This is a genomic window from Thiocapsa rosea, from assembly GCF_003634315.1.
GTDB lineage: Bacteria > Pseudomonadota > Gammaproteobacteria > Chromatiales > Chromatiaceae > Thiocapsa > Thiocapsa rosea.
This window is the reverse complement of record NZ_RBXL01000001.1, coordinates 4298684-4317761: the sequence shown is the minus strand read 5'-3', so window position 1 is coordinate 4317761 and position 19078 is coordinate 4298684. Positions and strand designations below refer to the sequence as shown.

Sequence of the window (19078 nt, the reverse complement as noted above, 5' to 3'; positions counted from 1 at the left end):
GGCAGGACCAGGTGCATTCCTGAGGTTTTATCATGTCCGTTCTTCTCGATCTCAGCATCTTTCCCGTGGACCGAGGCGCCGGTGTGAGCGGCTTCGTCGCCCCCGTCATCGCCATGATCCGTGACAGTGGCCACGACTACCGACTCTCGCCGATGGGCACCGTCGTCGAAACCGACACCCTGCCCGAGGCACTCGCGTTGATGGAGCGCGCCTACGCGATCCTCGAGGCGGCAGGCTGCGAGCGCGTCTATGCCACGGCCAAGCTCGACATCCGGCCGGGGCAAACCGGACGCATAGAGGGGAAGGTCGAGTCGGTGCGGAGGCAGATCGGGCAGGTCGCCTGCTGAACCGCGTCCGTCCGGCACGATATGGAGGGTTCGCGGGGCTGATGGGGCCAGTGGCCACGATCGGCGGGCGGAGCTTGACGCGGTTCAGGAATTTTTATGATCTAAAAGTTATTCAGTTATGGCATTAACTTCAATTAGATACTTAAACTGAGTCCAGAGCGAGATACTCATATTCGAGTGAGTTCAGCGTTTGGTGTAGCCACAGCCCTTAGCGGGGACGCAGTTTAAAATGATATATTTTTTATGATTTTAAACCGCGCAGGCTCCAGCGGTTGTCAAGTCTGCCGGGGCCGATCCCATCCCAAAACATCGCATACCGGGCCGGGCGCGGTTTAAACCGCGTCGACGCAACATCGCAAAGGGATGTCAAGCTGCGGCTCACCACCCACCACTCACCTCACCGCGCCGGACGCGGTTTAAAACGAGACATGGTTTATGAAGGTTGCGATCTTTTCCGATGTTCAAGCCAACCTGCCGGCGATGGAGGTCGCGGTCGAGCGGATCCTCGACTGGAATCCGGATCTGGTGGTGATGGACGGGGACCTGGTCAATCGCGGGCCGAGCAGCCTTGCCTGTGTCGAGCTGTTCGACGAGCTGCGCCGGACACGCGGCTGGTTGCCGGTGAAGGGCAATCACGAGGCTTGGATCCTGCGCTGCTCTCGGGAACCGCCCCGCACCGAGCTCGAGGGACAGATGCGGCGGTTTGCCGACTGGACCTACGAGCAGGTCCGCGAGCGTCTCGCGGCACTTGAAGGCTGGCCGGATCATCTGTGTTTCCACGGCGAGCGCGATTCCAGCTGGGTGCATGTCACGCACGGGACCATGGCCGGGAACCGCTTCGGGATCTCGGCCGGTGTTTCCGACGAGGAGATCCGCGGCAATCTCCCGGTGGATGTCGCCCTGTTCGTGACGGCGCACACGCATCGACCCCTGCACCGCGAGCTGGACGGCACACCCATCCTGAACGTCGGCTCGGTCGGCTCGCCGTTCGACGGCGATATGCGCGGAAGCTATGCCTTGCTCGAAGAGCGTCGGGGGCGGTGGACGTGGGAGATCGTGCGGTTCGACTACGACCGTGCTCGCGCGGAGCGGGATTTCCGTGATTCGGGCTTTATCGAGGAGGGCGGACCCTTGGCGCGCATTCTCTTCGAGGAGTGGCGTCAGGCACGTCTGTTGATGCCCTATTGGAGACGAGGCTTCGAGCCGGCCGTTCTCGCTGGAGAGCGCGACCTCGCTGGATCTGTCGAAGAATTCCTGCGGGATTCAGGTCACGTTTGATCGGGTCAAGCGCCGGTGCGCAGAGGCGCACCGGGGTTCGATGGATGTCATGACGGTCACTGCTTGGCTTGCTCGCTCAGGATGTAGACGGTGACCCCGGACCCGAGCAGCCCCCAGAACACCATCGGGATCCATGCCTTGCTCAGGAGCGCCTCGGCTCCGTAGGTCGCGCCGGCCAAGATCAAGAAGAGGGTTGCCGTGATCAGACTTAGGATAAGGGGCATCATGATTGTTTCCTTTTAGCTACAACGTTGACTCCAATATTAGCGTTTCCTTAATTAGTTACAAGCCTCCTCCAGCCTCACCCGGCGCCGATGACGCATCCGGGCGGCGCATGTAACGGATTGAAACCAAGAGCGACAACAGGTGCGATCGGGGTGTTCCGAAGCATCCGACGCTGCGGATCGGACAAACGACGTGATCGATGACAAATTGCAACAAGATGTAACAGGGCAACAATCGGCCCTTTGGAGTACCGCCCTTGGAGTATGAGATGAGCGACTCGGATCGTCTTTACCGCTTCACCTTCGAGAACATCGGGATTCGCGGCAACCTCGTCCATCTGGATGCAGCCTGGCGTGCCGTCCTCGGCGCACATCCCTACCCGGAGGCGGTTCGCGATCCGCTCGGGGAGTCGCTGGCCGCCGTGACGCTGCTCGCCTCGACGATCAAGTTCGAGGGCTCGCTGATCCTACAGGCACAAGGGAAAGGGCCCATCCGCACCCTGGTTGCGCAGGCGACTCACGAGCACAAGATTCGCGGGCTTGCCCGCTGGGAAGGCGAGGTGCCCGCCGACGGAACGCTCGCGGCGCGCTTCGGAGGGGGCCATTTGGCCTTGACGATCGAGCGGCGCGGCGCCGAGCCCTATCAGGGAATCGTGCCGCTGGAAGGGGCAGATCTCTCCGCAGCGATCGAGCGTTATTTCGTTGACTCCGAGCAGCTCCCGACGCGACTCTGGCTCACGGCCGGAGAGCACCGCGCTGCCGGGCTGCTGTTGCAGCGCCTCCCCGGCGAGGGTCTGAGCGACGAAGACTGGGAGCGCATCGGGATGCTGGCCGGCACACTGACACGCGAGGAACTGACCGGCCAATCCACGGGCGATCTTCTGTATCGGCTCTTCAACGAGGAGTCGATCCGGCTCTTCGAGCCCGAACCGATCGCCTTTCGGTGCGGCTGCTCGCGCACCCGGATCGAGGAGACCCTCAAGCTCCTCGGCCCGGCCGAGGTGGACGACATCCTCGCCGAGGAGGGCGCGGTCAGCGTCACCTGCGAGTTCTGCAACCGCAACTACGCCTTCGACGCGGTGGACGCCAAACAGCTCTTCGCCGAGCTGACTCGTCACGAGCCCTCGCCCTCGCAGCACTGATCCGGTCCGGGCGTATGCTGAGCACCCTGCAGCCCCTGCTCGGGCTGGGCGTCATCCTCGGTCTGGCCTGGCTCGCGAGCGAGCGCCGACGCGCGGTCAGTCCTCGCCTGGTCCTCGCGGGCTTGGCGCTCCAGATCGCCCTTGCGCTCTTGTTACTGAAGCTGCCGCTCGCCCAGACGGCCTTTCTGGGGCTGACCGACCTGGTGCTCGCGGTGCAGCGCGCCACCCAAGCCGGCACCGAGCTGGTCTTCGGCTTCCTCGGCGGGGGCGCGGCACCCTTCGAGACGCGCTATCCTCAGAACAGCTTCGTGCTCGCCTTCCAGGCCCTGCCGCTGATCCTGGTGATGAGTGCAGTCTCCGCCCTGCTCTTTTATTGGCGCGTGCTGCCGCTGCTGGTGCGCGGCTTCGCCTGGCTGTTGCGACGGACCATGGGAACAGGAGGGGCGCTCGGGCTCGGGGCTGCGGCGAACGTCTTCGTCGGCATGACCGAAGCGCCACTCTTGATCCGGCCCTACTTGGCGGGACTGTCGCGCTCGGCACTCTTCGCACTCATGACCTGCGGCATGGCGACCGTCGCCGGGACCGTCATGGTGCTCTACGCCGGGATCCTCGCAGACACCGTGCCGGATGCCATGGGACACATCCTCACCGCATCCCTGATCAGCGCACCCGCGGCCTTGATGATCGCCGGCATCCTGGTGCCGGAGCAGGCGGACGAGGCGGATCGGGCGATCGTCGCCATCCCGAACGCGTCACGCAGCAGCATGGACGCCATCACCCGCGGAACACTCGATGCCATCCCGCTCTGGCTCAACATCCTGGCGATGTTGATCGTGATGGTCGCACTGGTGAGCCTCGCCAACCAACTACTGGCTCTCCTACCGACGGTGGCCGGCGAGCCCTTGACCGCACAGCGTATCCTCGGTTGGGCCATGGCTCCGGTCGTCTGGTTGATCGGCATCCCCTGGTCCGAGGCGCAGGTTGCCGGCTCCCTTATGGGTGTCAAGACCATCCTCAACGAGTTGATTGCCTACCTGGAGCTCGCCGGCACCCCGAGTGCCGAGCTCAGCGAGCGCAGCCGACTAATCATGACCTATGCACTGTGCGGCTTCGCCAATCTCGGGAGCCTCGGCATCATGATCGGCGGCCTCGGAGCCATGGCACGGGAACGGCGCGACGAGATCGTCGCGCTCGGGCTGAAATCAGTCCTTGCCGGGACCATGGCGACGCTGTCGACGGGGGCGATCGTTGCCGTGATTCTTTAGAGGAGGTCACCCCCCGGCCTCATCCCGCTCGGACCCTGCCCGGGGTGTGCCGTGCCTCGCGGAGCACACCCGACCGACGGAGCAGACCGATACAGCAGACTGACACAGCATTGCCGCCAAAACTAATTTCCTATCGATATCTTAGATTCAATCGGCATAACCGATCTACGGCATCCAGGCAAACGATTGGCCATCCCCACTGACTGTCCGTATTCTCGATGTGTGCTCGCTGAGCACCCAAGACAAACCGACTTCGGACAACGAAGCCACAATCAGGAGACAGAGATGGACAAAACCGAGATAACGACTGCCGGCAAATGCCCTGTCATGCACGGCGGGAATACGACCGCCGGAACATCGGTCATGGACTGGTGGCCGAAGGCGCTGAACCTCGACATCCTGCATCAGCACGACACCAAGACCAATCCGATGGGGCAGGACTTCAACTATCGTGAAGCCGTCAAGACACTCGATGTGGAGGCGCTCAAGACCGATCTCCGCGCCGCGATGACCGACAGCCAGGACTGGTGGCCCGCGGATTGGGGCCATTACGGCGGTCTGATGATTCGGATGTCCTGGCACGCCGCGGGCACCTATCGGATTGCGGACGGCCGCGGCGGTGCCGGCACGGGCAATCAGCGGTTTGCTCCGATCAACAGTTGGCCCGACAACGTGAACCTGGACAAGGCGCGTCGTCTGCTTTGGCCGATCAAGAAAAAATACGGCAACAAGATCAGTTGGGCCGACCTGATCGTTCTCGCCGGCACCGTAGCCTATGAATCGATGGGACTGAAGACCTACGGTTTTGCCTTTGGCCGCGAAGACATTTGGCATCCCGAGAAGGACACCTACTGGGGCTCCGAGAAGGAGTGGCTGGCACCCAGCGACAACCCCGACAGCCGCTACTCGGGCGATCGGGAGCTGGAAAACCCCCTGGCCGCCGTGATGATGGGCTTGATCTACGTCAATCCCGAAGGAGTCGACGGCAAACCCGACCCCTTGCGCACGGCGCACGACGTGCGCGTCACCTTCGCGCGCATGGCGATGAACGACGAGGAAACCGTCGCCTTGACCGCCGGTGGCCATACCGTCGGCAAGTGCCACGGCAATGGCGATGCCGGTCTGCTTGGGCCGACGCCCGAAGCGGCCGATGTGCAGGAGCAGGGCCTTGGCTGGAACAACCACACCAGCCGCGGCATCGGCCGCGACACCGTGTCCAGCGGCATCGAAGGCGCCTGGACGACCCACCCCACGCAGTGGGACAACGGCTACTTCGCCATGCTGCTCGAGCATGAGTGGGAGCTCAAAAAGAGCCCTGCCGGTGCCTGGCAGTGGGAGCCCAAGGACATCAAGGAAGAGGACAAGCCCGTTGATGTCGAGGATCCTTCGATCCGCTACAACCCGATCATGACCGATGCCGACATGGCCATGAAGATGGACCCGGCGTATCGGGAGATCTCCGAGCGGTTCTACAAGGATCCCGAGTACTTCTCGGAGGTCTTCGCGCGGGCCTGGTTCAAGCTGACGCATCGTGACATGGGTCCCAAGGCGCGCTACATCGGCCCCGATGTTCCGCAGGAAGACCTCATCTGGCAGGATCCGGTGCCCGCCGGCCGAACTGATTACGCTGTCGACGCCGTGAAGGCCAAGATCGCGGCCAGCAGTCTGAGCGTCGGCGACATGGTCGCTACCGCCTGGGACAGCGCGCGGACCTTCCGCGGATCGGACATGCGCGGTGGTGCCAACGGTGCGCGCATCCGCCTGGCCCCGCAGAAGGACTGGGAGGGCAACGAGCCCGCGCGTCTGGCCAAGGTGCTGGGCGTGCTCGAGGGTATCGCGGCCGAGACCGGCGCCAGCCTGGCCGATGTCATCGTGCTTGCCGGCAATGTCGGGATCGAGCAGGCGGCCAAGGCAGCCGGTGTGGCGGTCTCTGTCCCCTTCACCCCCGGTCGCGGCGATGCCACCGCCGAGATGACGGATGTCGAGTCATTCGAACCGCTGGAGCCCATCCATGACGGCTATCGCAACTGGCTCAAGAAGGACTATGTCGTCAGTCCCGAAGAGATGATGCTCGACCGCACGCAGCTCATGGGTCTGACCGCACACGAGATGACGGCGCTGGTCGGCGGCATGCGTGTGTTGGGCACCAATCACGGAGGCACCAAGCACGGCGCGTTCACCGATCGGGAAGGCGTTCTGACGAACGACTTCTTTGTGAATCTGACGGATATGGCCTACACCTGGAAGCCAACAGGCAACAACCTGTATGACATCCGAGACCGCAGGACGGATGAGGTCAAGTGGACGGCGACCCGAGTGGATCTCGTGTTCGGGTCCAACGCAATCCTGCGCGCCTATGCCGAGGTCTACGCGCAGGATGACAACAGGGAAAAGTTCGTGCAAGACTTCGTCGCTGCATGGACGAAGGTCATGAACGCCGACCGCTTCGACGCTGTTTAACCTAAGATCCGGCATCGCCTCCCGCGCCGCCTGCGAGGCGTCGTCGGGATGCGGCAAAGCCACCGGGAGCCGCTGAGTCACAGCGGCTTCCGGCCATCACAAGGATGATATGCGCCCAACGAGAGTTCGAATTCCCGAGATCCTGCCGATTTGCCCGAGCGCACTGCGATCTCGATCGACGATGTCGCATCATCCCCCGGACTGCGACGACACCACACGAGGAGCAGAGAGCACATGTGGAACGAGCGCAACGCCGATACCGACGTCGCCTACGGGACATCGCCTCACGGCGTCCTGATCGAGCAGGCGGGCTGCGTTACAGAGGGTTCGGCGCGGCGCTTGGCCAGGCACACGGGCCGTGACGCGATTTGGTTGGCCGCGCGAGCCGATGCGGTGACCGTGGATGCGCGATGGGCGGGGTTGCGATGACCGATGCCTTTGCGGAGCTGTCGCTCCTCATGGTGATCGCGGCCGTTGCGGGCGCGATTGCGGTGAGCCTGAAACAGCCCCTGCTGATCGCCTACATCGTCGTCGGCATCGCGGTCGGCCCGGCGGGATTCGCGTTGGTCAGTTCCCACGATCAGATCGAGGTGCTCGCCCAGGTCGGCGTGGCGGTGCTCCTGTTCGTGGTGGGACTGAAGCTCGACCTCACCCGGGTGCGCGACATCGGCCCGGTCGCCTTGGCCACCGGATTGGGCCAGCTCGCCTTTACGATCGTCTTCGGCTTCCTGATCATCCTGGCCCTGGGCAAGGGACTGGTCGAATCGCTCTACGTCGCGGTCGCACTGACCTTCTCGAGCACCATCATCATCGTCAAGCTGCTCTCCGACAAGGGCGAGCTCGACGCGCTGCACGGGCGCATCGCGATCGGTTTCCTGATCGTGCAGGATATCGCCGTCGTGCTGGCGATGATGGCGATGAGTTCGCTCGGCACGGGCGCCGACGCGTCGGCCTGGATCGTCGCGATCGCGCTGGTGGGGCGCATCGCGGCCGCAGCGCTGCTGATGTTCGTGCTGATGCGCTACGTGCTCCCGGATCTCCTGCATCGCATCGCGCGCTCGCAGGAGTTGCTCCTGATCTTCGCAATCGCGTGGGGAACCGGGCTCGCGGCCCTTGGCGAGTGGGTTGGCTTCTCCAAAGAAGCCGGTGCCTTCCTGGCCGGTTTCTCGTTGGCATCGACGGCCTATCGCGAGGTCATCAGCGCGCGCCTGACGGGCATCCGCGACTTTCTGCTGTTGTTCTTTTTTATCCATCTCGGCGCCGAGCTTGACATGACGACCCTCGGTGCCGAGGTCTGGCCCGCGATCTGGCTGTCGTTGTTCGTGCTGATCGGCAATCCGTTGATCGTGATGGCCATCATGGGCGGGATGGGCTATCGCAAGCGAACGGGGTTTTTGGCGGGTCTGACGGTGGCCCAGATCAGCGAATTCTCGATCGTCTTCGTGGCGATGGGCATCAGCCTAGGGCATGTCGGGGTGGAGGCACTCGGGCTGACAACCTTGGTCGGGCTGATCACCATCACACTGTCGACCTACATGATCCTGTACTCGCATCCCTTGTACCGCACGCTCGCGCCTCTGCTCGGGGTGTTCGAGCGACGCCGACCCTACCGCGAACTCGGCGATGAAGATACCACTTCGGACGAGGCGCAGCCGGAGGTACTGGTGATCGGGCTTGGCCGCTACGGACTCCGCTTGGCACGACGGCTGAGCGACGAGGGCCTGCAGGTGATCGGTGTGGATAGTGATCCGGACGTCGTGCGTCGCTTAGCCGAAACCGACTTGAACGTGCGCTTCGGCGATGGTCACGACGCCGCCTTTTTGGATAGTCTCCCCATGGATGGACTGCGCTGGGCCATCAGCACCCTGCCGGAACTGGATTCAAACCGCGTCCTGCTCTATGCGTTGGCCGAGCGTCGGTTCTCCGGCGAGATTGCCGTCGTCGCACGCGACGACGCACAAGGCGCGCAACTCTGGCAGATGGGGGCCCCTGTCATTCTGTACCCCTTCCGCGACGCGGTGGATTTTGCCGCGGACAACATCATGGCCATCATACGTCGCCGAAGCGAAGCCGATGCAACGTCCTAAACCGCGCCCGGTGCGGTATGCGTCATGTGTTGGATGGCTTGGCCGCGCCAGCTCCGACGACTGACGGAGCTGGCGCGGCTTGATGGATTGAGAAGGTTAAATTTTAAACCGCGTCTCGCCAAGATCGAGGAAGCCTCCGACGCTGAACACAAACTGAAAGTGACGCATTTCGCTCTGGACGCGGTTCAACAGGTCTTGCAGCTTTCCACCGGTAGCCCTCGGCGCACCCAGCCCGGACCCGCCCGACTTCCCGCCATGCCTTCCGGAACATGCGAGACGTTGGTGAACCCCAGCTTCTCGAGGGCGTCTCGAGTGTAGCCGGTCCGGTTTCCGGTACGACAAATGAGAACAATGGGGGCGTTCCGATCACCCTCGACGGCTTTCAGGAGATCCTGCACGAAGGTCGGCGCGGTCATATCGATCGTAAGCGCGCCGGTCGCGATTCCGGTCTGTCGCCATTCGGCCGGGGTGCGGATATCAATGAAGGTGATCTCGCCGGCGCGGGACTTCTCCAGCGCCTCGGCTGCGGTCAGGGTCGAGTCGGCTTGCGCCGCCCCGCCGATGAGGGAGAGGGCGGCGAGCACAGCGACTGCGTGGTGTCGGACGGATCGAAGAACGGACATGAGAATAAGCTCCTTTTTGAACTGCTCACGTGATGTAACGAGCGCACGCGGGGGAAGTTGTGCCTCCTGGCCTCAGCACAACCTCGGGAGTCAAAAATTTTCGGAAAACCCCTTGGACCGACCACGGATCACGCGCTCGGCCTCACGGGTGCGTTGACGCGGGCATCGACCGTCGCAACATGTCCTTCGACGGCGGCGACGCACCTCGACCGATCCTCGAGGGCGAATTCGCCGACGAGCACGGCCGCTATCCGGAAGGGACCTGGATCCGTAGTCCACACATGAGCCAGCACACCCCGTTTTCGGATGCGGGGTGTCTGATCTACGTGCGCGTCGGCGGGCTATGACACGGGCCGATCGGGCGGACGCGCGAGCTCAGCTCCGGGCCGTCAGGGCGCGCGCGTGGTAGGCCAGGTGCTCCCCGATGAAGGTCCCGATGAAGTGGTAGCTGTGGTCGTAATCGGGCTGCATCCGCAGGATCAGCGGGATGCCGCGTTCCTTGCAGGCTTGTGACAATGCCTCGGGTCTGAGCTGGCCTTCGAGCAAAAACTCGTCGTCAGTGCCTTGATCGATGAACAAGGGCATCGGCTCCGCACCCGCGCGGATCAGCTCGGTGGCGTCCCAGTCCTTCCAGCACGCAGGGTCGTCGCCCAGATAGGCCGCGAAGCAACCGCGACCCCAGCCGGATTCGACCGGGTTGCAGATGGGCGCGAAGGCGGACACCGAGCGGTAGAGGCCGGGGTTCTTCAGTGCGCTGATCAAGGCGCCGTGCCCGCCCATCGAATGCCCGGTGATGGAGCGCCGCCCGGGGATCAGCGGCAGCGTGCGCTCCACCAAGGCCGGCAGCTCCAGATTCACATAGTCGAACATCCGATAGTGCGCGGCCCAAGGCTCATGTGCGGCGTTGATGTAGAAGCCGGCGCCCTGCCCAAGATCGTAACGGTCCGGCGCATCGGCCACCTGCTCGCCGCGCGGACTGGTGTCCGGCATCACGAGCGCCAGACCCAGCTCCGCGGCATAGCGTTGGGCGCCGGCCTTGACCCGAAAGTTGTCGTCGGTGCAGGTCAGCCCGGAGAGAAAATACACGGACGGGACCGCGGCGGCCTCGGCCTGCGGCGGCAGGTAGACCGAGAAGGTCATGCGGCAGTTGCAGACGGTGGAGTCGTGGGTGTAGCGCTCCAACCAGCCGCCGAATTCGCGAATGCGTTCGATGCGCTCCATCGTGACCTCCTTAAACCGCGCCCAGCGCGGTATGCGATGTTTTTGGATGGGATCGGCCCCGGCAGATTTGACGCCCGCTGGAGCCGGCGCGGTTTAGAACAGGATCACGGAGCGGATGCTTTCGCCGCTGTGCATGAGATCGAATGCGCGGTTGATGTCGTCCAGCGGCATGGTGTGGGTCACCATGCGGTCCACCTCGATCTCGCCGGCCAGGTATTGCTCGACATAGCCCGGCAGCTGGGTGCGGCCCTTGACCCCGCCGAAGGCGCTGCCCTTCCAGGTGCGGCCGGTCACCAGTTGAAACGGCCGGGTGCGGATCTCCTGTCCGGCGCCGGCGACACCGATGATGGTCGAGACACCCCAGCCCATACGGCAGCACTCAAGCGCCTGTCGCATCACGTCCACGTTGCCGATGCATTCGAAGGAGTAATCCACACCGCCGTGGGTCATCTCGACGATCGCCTCGGTGACGCTGCCGGTCAGCTCACTCGGGTTGATGCAGTCGGTGGCGCCGAGCGCTCGCGCCATCTCGAACTTGGCCGAGTTGAGATCCACCGCGATGATGCGGGCCGCCTTCGCCATCACCGCGCCCTGGATGACGGACAGGCCGATCCCGCCGAGGCCGAAGACGGCAACCGTCGAGCCGGCCTCCACCTTGGCCGTGTTCAAGACCGCACCGATGCCGGTGGTGATACCGCAGCCGAGCAGGCAGACCTTGTCGAGCGGTGCCGCGGGATTGATCTTCGCCAGGGCGATCTCGGGCACGACCGTATATTCGGAGAAGGTCGAGCAGCCCATGTAGTGGAAGATCGGCTTGCCCTTGTGCGAGAAGCGACGTGTGCCGTCCGGCATGTAGCCGGTCCAGACCGTCGAGGCGATGGATTGGCAGAGGTTGGACTTGGTCGAGTTGCAGTATTCGCAGTCGCCGCACTCCGGGATATAGAGCGGGATGACATGGTCCCCCGGCTTCAGACCCTTCACGCCCGGCCCGCATTCCACCACCTCGCAGCCGCCCTCGTGACCGAGCACGCAGGGGAAGGCACCCTCCGGATCCTGGCCGGACAGCGTGAAGGCATCCGTATGGCAGACGCCCGAGGCGATGACCTTGAGCAGGACCTCGCCCTCCTTCGGACCCTCGACCTCGATCTCCTCGATGGACAGGGGCTTTGCGGGCTCCCAAGCGACGGCGGCTCTTGCTTTCATGGTGCTCTCCGGAGGTGATCGGCGGAATGGGACGGCGCGGGTGCGACACAGGATCGTGAAAATGACGCGTTTCGCTCTGGACGCGGTTTAGGCAGCGCCGCCCCGATGGGCGGGCGACGCACGCCCCATGGCAGACCCAGTCCGAATCTCTTGCCAGGCCGGGTGCGCGTCGATGAGGGACAACGCCACCTCCAGCAGGGTCTTACCCGGCTCCATCTTGAACCAGGTCGAGGCGCCCGAGGGGTGCGGGAGCGGGATGAGGTCGGCCTCCAACCCACTCGGGGAGCGATAAGACCATTGGGCTCCGACAACATCGTTCAGACGCTTGGACGCCATGAACTGGACGATGGCGAGCTTGCCGACCGGGATGATCAATCGGGGCCGCGAAAGCTCGACCTCCGTGCGCCACCAGCCGCTGCAGCGCTCGACTTCGGCGGCATCGGGAACGCGGTCGCCGCCTTTCGGGGCTTTGCCGGGAAAACAGCGGCAGACCGCGCTCATGAGGGCGCGGCTGCGAAAGGTCGACTCGTCGATCCCGATGGACTCGAACCAACGAAAGAGCGTCTTGCCCGCGGTCCAGCAAAACGGAATGCCCTGCAGGATCTCGCGCGTGCCCGGGGCTTGGCCGACCATCATGACCGGCGAGACGACCGCCTGACCGTGCACGGGCGGCCCCTGCATCCCGGGGCAACGCCGACAGTCGACCAGATCGCGATACAGGTGACCGAGCGCGTCGATGCCTTGCATCCTCTCGCCCGAGCTCATGCCCGAAGACGCCGCAGGATCTTTTCGATCTGAGCGCGATGCGTGCGATTGTGGATCGCGGCCACGGCGTGCCACTGACGTGCATTAAGCGGACCGAACCAAGGATGCGGGTGCCGCTCGCGCGATCGCAGCGTGCCCAATCGCTGGACCACGTCCGTGTAGCGCTCGACCGCCGCCCCCAACGCCGTGATCCTGTCCGGTCCGGCATCATCATGCGGCCGGACGTCCTCCAAAACGATCTCGGCACCGTGATTGTGATCGGTGCAGATCGCGTGGATCAGGACCATGACGGCGGTATTGACCATGACGAGGTGGTCGAGCGTCATGTAGACGGACCAGTCGCGGCTGCTCTCCTCGATCCCCGGAAAGCGCGCGATCCGGATCCGAGCCCTCCCCTGCTCTTCGGAGAGACCTTGCGCGAGCGTTCTGGCCTGCAGCGCATCGCGTCGGAACGCCCGCAGGATCGCTGCCGGGGAGACGAACGACGCGTAAAGACGCAGACCGAGATCCGCGGCACGACGCTCGTGCCAAGGGATCAGGGCGCGCAGCGGGTCGAGGTTGTCCGGTGCGCCTCCCCTCATGATCGGCCCTTGCCCCAGGTGTCGCGCAGCCCGACGGTCAGGTTGAAGACCGGCCGCTCGGGCGTCGCATCGGCATCGACCACGAAATAACCCTCGCGCTCGAACTGGAAGCGCTCGCCGGGCGCCGCGCCCTGCAAGGCGGGCTCGAGGACCGCGTCGGTCAGGATGCGCAAGGACTCGGGATTGATGTCGCCGCGGAAATCCGCTCCACCGCCGCCCGGTACCGGAACGCGGAACAGACGGTCGTAAAGCCTGATCTCGGCCCGAATCCCGTGCTCGGCCGAGACCCAATGAATGACGCCTTTCACCTTGCGGCCCTGAGGATCGCGGCCGAGCGTGTCGAGATCCGCGCTCGCATGCAAGGCGACGACCGCACCCTCGGCATCCTTCACGACCTCGTCGCAGCGAATCACATAACCGTTGCGCAAGCGGACCTCGCCGCCGGGCACCAAACGCTTGAACCCCTTCGGAGGGATCTCTTCGAAGTCGGTCCGGTCGATATAGATCTCGCGACCGAACGGGACCGCGCGCTCGCCCATCTCAGCATCCTTGGGATGATTGCGTGCCTCGATCGACTCGGTTCGACCCTCCGGATAGTTGGTGATGACCACCTTCAGCGGCCGCAGCACGGCCATCCGACGCGGCGCGGTCGCATCCAGGTCTTCGCGGATCGTGCTCTCGAGCAACGCCATCTCGACCAGATTGTCCGATTTGGTGATCCCGACCCGCTCGCAGAAGTCGCGGATCGCACCCGGCGTGTAGCCGCGGCGTCGCAAGCCGGCGACGGTCGGCATGCGCGGGTCGTCCCAGCCATGGACATGACGCTCGCCGACCAGCTCGGTCAGGCGGCGCTTGCTCATGACCGTGTATTCGAGATTCAGCCGGCTGAACTCGATCTGACGCGGCTTGCAGGGCACCGAGACGTTGTTCACGCACCAGTCGTAGAGCGGGCGATGGTCCTCGAACTCGAGCGTGCACAGCGAGTGCGTGATGCCTTCGAGCGCATCGGAGATGGGATGCGTGTAGTCGTAGGTCGGATAGAGACACCAGGCGGAGCCAGTCTGATGATGGACGACCCCGTGCTTGATCCGATAGAGCACCGGGTCTCGCAGGTTGATGTTCGGGGAGGCCATGTCGATGCGCGCACGCAGGGTGCGGGCGCCGTCCGGGAACTCGCCGGCGCGCATCCGCCTGAAGAGGTCCAGATTCTCTTCGACCGTGCGATCGCGGTAGGGGCTGTCGCGGCCGGGCTCGGTGAGGGTCCCGCGGTAGTTGCGCGTCTCCTCGGCGTTCAGATCGCAGACATAGGCGAGGCCCTTCTCGATCAGCTCGATCGCAAACCCGTAGAGTTGCTCGAAGTAATCCGATGCGAAATAGACCCGATCGCCCCAGTCGAAACCGAGCCAACGCACATCCGCTTTGATGGAGTCGACGAACTCGACGTTTTCCTTGTGCGGGTTGGTATCGTCGAAGCGCAGATTGCAGGTGCCGCCGAACGCCTGCGCAAGACCGAAGTTCAGAACGATGGACTTGGCGTGCCCGATATGCAGATAACCGTTCGGCTCCGGCGGGAAGCGCGTGACGATGTGCGTGTGCTTGCCGGCGGCCAGATCGGCCTCGATGATCTGGCGGATAAAGTTGGTGCGTGGCGTCTCGACGGTGTCGCTCATAGTGCCCTTAAACCGCGCCCGGCGCGGTATGCGATGTTTTTGGATGGGATCGGCCCCGGCAGACGTGACGACCGCTGGGGCTGGCGCGGTTTAACTGAGATCGGCGAGTGGGCCGTGCGATCCCCGAAGCGGGCCCGAGCACCGCATTCTAGCGCTTGCCGGCCGGATTGAAAGGGTCGTCGACGGCTCGGGATCGCCCCCCGCGACCTTCGCGCTGAGGTCGCACCTGCCGGAGCGAGTTGCGCTATTCTGGTCTGCCGTCCGCCCGGGACACACTCAGCCAGGTCGAGGTCATCGTTCATGCTGGTTACATTTCGAACCAAGGCGTATGCCGATATCACCATGTTCGGGGACGTGGCCGTCACGCTCCTCAAGCTGATGGGACACAGCGGTGCGGTCCCCGGGGCGCTCATGCCGGAGGACATCCCCGCCGCCCTGACGAAACTCAAGGCCGCGGTGGAGGAGCATGCGGAAACGCCGCTCGACCCGACTCCGAGCGGCTCTCAAGCGGCTCCGCGAGACGGCAAAGACGGCCAGTACGTCAGTCTCGCGCATCGGGCGCTGCCCTTGATCGAGCTGCTGACCGCGGCGGCGGCGGACGACGCCTATGTGATGTGGGACTGAAGCGCGCCCGACGCGGTTTCGGAATTCCATGTAAAGGACAGCGTTGAGCGGCGGTCCGGTTGAAACGATCTTCGAGGAGCCACGCGGTGCGATCTGCGCAAGCCGGAGCACGGCGTCGGATCGATCACCAACCATCAAACCGCAATTCAGCCAAACGGAGGCCAGATGGAATACTCCACCTTCAAATCACTCCAGGCGCTCCTCTTTTTCGGCAGCGCCATGGGCTTTTGTCTGTGGCAGCTCGCCGTGATCCGCCGCATCCGGCGCGAGGACGCCGAGGCACGCGAAAAGGAACAGGCCGGGACGTCCGGCGCGGCGCCGATGCTCTCGGAGCAATCCATCGAGACCCGTTGAAAACCGCGTCGAGGCAGGTCGAGTGCGCACAGATGCGCGTCGCACTCGATCAGGGATTCGTCCCGGTCTCCGCGACCTCGACCATGACCTCGTTACGCCGCATGAGCCAGAGCGAGAAGGGCGAGTTGTAGCGCGCATAGACGGGCGCGGCGAGGGGCTTCAGTCCGGCCTCCTCGACGGCACGCAGGAGTTGAGCCTCGTTCTCGCGATAACGCGTCTCGGTCCAGCGTCCGGAATAGCGCCGCACCGCCATCAGCTTGCCGGGCTCTTCACGCAACCGCACCCGCGGGTCGACGGGCTCGGGCAGGGTGTCCAGCGTAAACCGATCCGGCATGACGAAGCTGACCACAAAGGTCTCGCCCTCGGTACCGCTCGCCGGGCGCTGCACCACGGGCGCGGTCATCTCGATGCGCTCACCCTCGCCCGCCGCCGGCCGCTGGGTGACCGGCGCCGTCATCTCGATCTTGGTGTCCGCGCGGTTATCTCCGAAGATGTAGCCCGCAAGGATGCGGAACGCCTGATTCCCTGCCTCGTCGAAGGGGCCGGCGACCTCGGTTTCAGCCACCGCATACGACGGATAACGACGAAGCTCGAAATCGGAAAAGGTTCGAACAACCCTGTAATCCGGTTCCTCGACGGCCATCGCTTCGGTCCCTCCGAACAACATGAGAAAGGCGCAGACCAGTGTCGTTATCTCGCGCCGAGTGGTGGATCTTGATCCGATCATGAAAGCTACCCCGTGTTCACGGTTTCGACATCGGTGTCGACATCGGGTTCGAGGTGAAACATGGAGGCGTGGGCGAGAAGGAGAAGGTCGACGACGACAGGAGGCAAAGACGCGTGTCACTCGGCATTCCCGGGCCGACCAGCCACTCGGCAACGCTCGGCCGTATGACCGCCCCGCCGCCGCATTCAGGCGTCGGCGGGGCGATCGGGCAGGTCCGGCGGATTCAGCTCGAAGGCCCGCTTGATCAATTCCGGATCATCGACCCGAATGACGAGCTGAAACCGGCCTCCCGGTCCGACACGGTAAGGCTGTCCGAAGAGATCGATCAGCGTGCCGGGTGCAGCACAGCCGTTGATGCGCAGCTCGGCCTCGATCAACAGCTCGACTCCGCCAGGCGTCGGCTGGCCGTAACGCATCGGTGCAGTCGGCGATGGGCTCGAACGCCGCTCGGGGGAGTCAGCCGGCTCGGGCATGGCAACTTCGGTAACTTCGCTCTGCGATGACGGTACGGCGTCGCGCGAGAGTGGAGCGTCGGATTCGGAATCCCGGAACCTGGTCGGCGATTGATCGGCATGATCGGCATGATCGGGCTGGACCGGGATCTCGGCGGCCGGCGTTGACTCGCGATCGGGTACAAGGTCCGGATCGCGACCGGCACCGAGACCAAGGCGCGCGCCGCGTTGGGCCAAGACGTCGATGGCGCGGATTCCGGTCTGCTCGGGAACGATAGAGATCGAGCCAAGCGGCTCTTGCACCGTTGGCGACGGCGTCGCTGCCGATCCCGACTTCGGAGGATCGGTCTGCGGTGTGGCAGCGGGCGCCGGAGCCTTGCTCAACCCATCGGAGGATGCCCCGACACTCTCGGCGGTCGGCAAGCGGACATCGACCCGCGCGCCGTGATCAAGGACGTTGGATCGGGCGAGCATCACCCAACCGCCCGCCGCATCGCTCAGACCCAGCTCGGCGTCGTAACGTGCGGGCCGTGCATCGACCGAAAAGACCTGCTCCCCGTGACCGCCCGGGCTACGCAGCTGCAGGGTGATTTCCTGAACCTGCGTTGCACCCCCGGCATGAAGACACCTCAGACGCAGCACGGGCACCGGCTTGGGACCGTCGGGCCGGAAACCGGCCGCGGCGGGGATGACGTCGTCGCCCGAGAGGTGCCAGAAGGCGCGGAGACCGCCGTCCCCTGCGCTCGCGAGCACGAGATGCGTCCCGCGTTCTCGTAAAGGGAACCGTGGAACGAGCGTCCGCTTCACTCCGCGAGGCCGTCCAAACCAAGCCCGATCGCATCGGCACGGGACGGCTGCACGATCGCGATCTCCGCCTCGTCCAATGCGAGGGATGCCTCATGGGTCCGTGCATGCAGGTGCGGGATCCAGGAATCACCCCAAAAGAGAAAACAGCTGGTCTCGGCCTCGAGGATCAAACGACGGGCACGCGACAGGGGCTCGGCGCACCGAGCGGTCGCGTCCGCAGATCCACGCATGAGCTGCCAATAGCGGGCACTGAGCCGTGCGATCTCCGCAACGGCTTCGCGTTGGCGCTCGCTGCCCGCCCACTGAGAGAGATCCTCCCCGGAGGTGGAGCCGACATTCCAGGCACCGGTTTGGACCTGCGCGTAGGCCGTCGGCGCGACCCGACCGAGATAGTCCGCCAGACGCACCGGGATGATCGGGCAGGTCCCGTCGCGCACCTGTCCCATGTAAGGGGCGAAGAAGTGACCGAAGAATCCGGATGGCTCGTGGGTTTGGCGAAACCAGCCGCCGTTTTCGCCGTCCGACCAGGTCGTCACGAGGCGTCTCTCGTCCGGCCGCGGCGAGCCAGCGGTCCGCCACAGGACCTCGTCGCGAAACCAACGTGGATTCAGTCCACTCTCCTGGGCGTTGGAGACATCGCGATCGCGCGGGACAACGTTGATGCACACACCTTCATGGCACGCGATGTAAGGGCGAAAGATGTCGCTGATGCCGTCCTCCGGGCGGACATGCACGCCGTCGACAACGACGTAGTCGTAGCCGGCTTGCACCAGCGCCGGGATCATCGCCATGGTGAAGGCCATCTCCGGGGGCCAAAAGCCGCGTGGCGCCCGGCCGAAGACCTGCTCCATCCGTGCTCGCCCCAAGGCAAGCTGCTCGGACCAATCGGCATACGGGATCAAGGGGAAGATCGGATGGGAGTAGCCCATGCCGATCAGCTCGATGTTGTCGGCCTCGCGATAGCCCTGGAGCATCGCCGGGATGTCGACGATGTGACGATACCGGTCGACGATCTCGGGGTCGAGAAGCTGCTCGAGCAAGACACCTGAAAACCCGACATGCAGTCGTGCGACATCGCGATACTGCAAGGCATAGCGCGGCACACGCTCGTAGCAGCGGATGATCTCCTCGGCCTCCCAAGGATTGGTATCGATCAGGAGCCGCAGGTTGCCGGGGGGCTGGTGCATGTGCAACCCGAGGGCGTGATGGATGTCGGTCCGAGTCATGGATCACCACAGTCAGGGGGAT

Annotated in this window: 19 protein-coding genes; 9 read left to right on the top strand and 10 right to left on the bottom strand. The window is 64.3% G+C overall.

What is annotated here, in order from left to right:
• The first annotated feature begins 32 nt into the window (after nt 1-32).
• Nucleotides 33-347 (top strand): thiamine-binding protein, encoded by a 315-nt coding sequence (locus tag BDD21_RS19325; RefSeq protein ID WP_120798546.1) that lies wholly within the window; start codon nt 33-35, stop codon nt 345-347.
• Nucleotides 348-782: 435 nt separating this feature from the next.
• The gene (locus BDD21_RS19320; protein ID WP_120798545.1) at nt 783-1625 is read left to right on the top strand and encodes a metallophosphoesterase family protein; all 843 of its coding nucleotides are present in this window, start codon (nt 783-785) and stop codon (nt 1623-1625) included.
• Nucleotides 1626-1681: 56 nt separating this feature from the next.
• Here BDD21_RS19320 and BDD21_RS27975 read toward each other — a convergent pair whose 3' ends face one another.
• On the bottom strand, nt 1682-1852 hold the full coding sequence (locus BDD21_RS27975; protein WP_170164825.1) for a hypothetical protein: 171 nt from the start codon (nt 1850-1852) through the stop codon (nt 1682-1684).
• Nucleotides 1853-2118: 266 nt separating this feature from the next.
• Between BDD21_RS27975 and hslO the strand changes: the two genes are divergently transcribed.
• The 4 genes from hslO to BDD21_RS19295 all read left to right on the top strand — a co-directional run bounded on the left by hslO (nt 2119) and on the right by BDD21_RS19295 (nt 8803).
• Entirely contained in the window at nt 2119-2991 is an 873-nt protein-coding gene (gene hslO / locus BDD21_RS19315; protein ID WP_120798544.1) for an Hsp33 family molecular chaperone HslO, read from the top strand.
• A gap of 14 nt (nt 2992-3005) precedes the next feature.
• A complete protein-coding gene (locus BDD21_RS19310) occupies nt 3006-4256 on the top strand; it encodes a NupC/NupG family nucleoside CNT transporter (protein ID WP_120798543.1) in 1251 nt (416 codons plus the stop codon).
• 285 nt (nt 4257-4541) lie between these two features.
• Nucleotides 4542-6716 carry a catalase/peroxidase HPI gene (gene katG / locus BDD21_RS19305; protein ID WP_120798542.1) on the top strand — a complete coding sequence of 725 codons (2175 nt, stop codon included), beginning with the start codon at nt 4542-4544 and terminating at the stop codon, nt 6714-6716.
• Nucleotides 6717-7126: 410 nt separating this feature from the next.
• A complete protein-coding gene (locus BDD21_RS19295; protein ID WP_245969697.1) occupies nt 7127-8803 on the top strand; it encodes a cation:proton antiporter in 1677 nt (558 codons plus the stop codon).
• Nucleotides 8804-8988: 185 nt separating this feature from the next.
• On the opposite strand, the gene BDD21_RS19290 is transcribed toward BDD21_RS19295, so the two are convergent.
• Nucleotides 8989-9426 (bottom strand): rhodanese-like domain-containing protein, encoded by a 438-nt coding sequence (locus BDD21_RS19290; RefSeq protein ID WP_120798540.1) that lies wholly within the window; start codon nt 9424-9426, stop codon nt 8989-8991.
• A 179-nt stretch (nt 9427-9605) separates the two neighbouring features.
• On the opposite strand from BDD21_RS19290, the gene BDD21_RS19285 reads away from it, so the two are divergent.
• Nucleotides 9606-9773, top strand: coding sequence for a cupin domain-containing protein (locus BDD21_RS19285; protein ID WP_425470262.1), 168 nt, complete (start codon nt 9606-9608; stop codon nt 9771-9773).
• Nucleotides 9774-9801: 28 nt separating this feature from the next.
• Here BDD21_RS19285 and fghA read toward each other — a convergent pair whose 3' ends face one another.
• The 5 genes from fghA to BDD21_RS19260 all read right to left on the bottom strand — a co-directional run bounded on the left by fghA (nt 9802) and on the right by BDD21_RS19260 (nt 14866).
• Nucleotides 9802-10647 carry an S-formylglutathione hydrolase gene (gene fghA, locus BDD21_RS19280; RefSeq protein WP_120798539.1) on the bottom strand — a complete coding sequence of 282 codons (846 nt, stop codon included), beginning with the start codon at nt 10645-10647 and terminating at the stop codon, nt 9802-9804.
• 93 nt (nt 10648-10740) lie between these two features.
• Nucleotides 10741-11850 carry an S-(hydroxymethyl)glutathione dehydrogenase/class III alcohol dehydrogenase gene (locus tag BDD21_RS19275; RefSeq protein ID WP_120798538.1) on the bottom strand — a complete coding sequence of 370 codons (1110 nt, stop codon included), beginning with the start codon at nt 11848-11850 and terminating at the stop codon, nt 10741-10743.
• An 87-nt stretch (nt 11851-11937) separates the two neighbouring features.
• Nucleotides 11938-12597, bottom strand: coding sequence for a uracil-DNA glycosylase family protein (locus BDD21_RS19270; RefSeq protein ID WP_120800016.1), 660 nt, complete (start codon nt 12595-12597; stop codon nt 11938-11940).
• Between the two features lie 14 nt (nt 12598-12611).
• Nucleotides 12612-13196, bottom strand: coding sequence for a DinB family protein (locus BDD21_RS19265; protein WP_120798537.1), 585 nt, complete (start codon nt 13194-13196; stop codon nt 12612-12614).
• Nucleotides 13193-14866 carry a glutamine--tRNA ligase/YqeY domain fusion protein gene (locus BDD21_RS19260; protein ID WP_120798536.1) on the bottom strand — a complete coding sequence of 558 codons (1674 nt, stop codon included), beginning with the start codon at nt 14864-14866 and terminating at the stop codon, nt 13193-13195. Before BDD21_RS19260 ends, BDD21_RS19265 begins: the two co-directional genes overlap by 4 nt.
• 300 nt (nt 14867-15166) lie before the next feature.
• On the opposite strand from BDD21_RS19260, the gene BDD21_RS19255 reads away from it, so the two are divergent.
• Both BDD21_RS19255 and BDD21_RS19250 read left to right on the top strand, forming a co-directional pair.
• Nucleotides 15167-15490, top strand: a complete 324-nt coding sequence (locus tag BDD21_RS19255; protein WP_120798535.1) for a DUF1840 domain-containing protein — start codon at nt 15167-15169, stop codon at nt 15488-15490.
• Nucleotides 15491-15655: 165 nt separating this feature from the next.
• Entirely contained in the window at nt 15656-15844 is a 189-nt protein-coding gene (locus BDD21_RS19250) for a hypothetical protein (protein WP_120798534.1), read from the top strand.
• Between the two features lie 49 nt (nt 15845-15893).
• On the opposite strand, the gene BDD21_RS19245 is transcribed toward BDD21_RS19250, so the two are convergent.
• From BDD21_RS19245 to BDD21_RS19235, 3 genes are all read right to left on the bottom strand, one after another.
• A complete protein-coding gene (locus BDD21_RS19245; protein WP_245969695.1) occupies nt 15894-16571 on the bottom strand; it encodes an SOUL family heme-binding protein in 678 nt (225 codons plus the stop codon).
• Between the two features lie 185 nt (nt 16572-16756).
• Nucleotides 16757-17776: a hypothetical protein gene (locus tag BDD21_RS19240; RefSeq protein WP_120798533.1), complete on the bottom strand. Its 1020-nt coding sequence runs from the start codon at nt 17774-17776 to the stop codon at nt 16757-16759.
• A 50-nt stretch (nt 17777-17826) separates the two neighbouring features.
• Entirely contained in the window at nt 17827-19056 is a 1230-nt protein-coding gene (locus BDD21_RS19235) for a polysaccharide deacetylase family protein (RefSeq protein WP_120798532.1), read from the bottom strand.
• Nucleotides 19057-19078 lie beyond the last annotated feature (22 nt).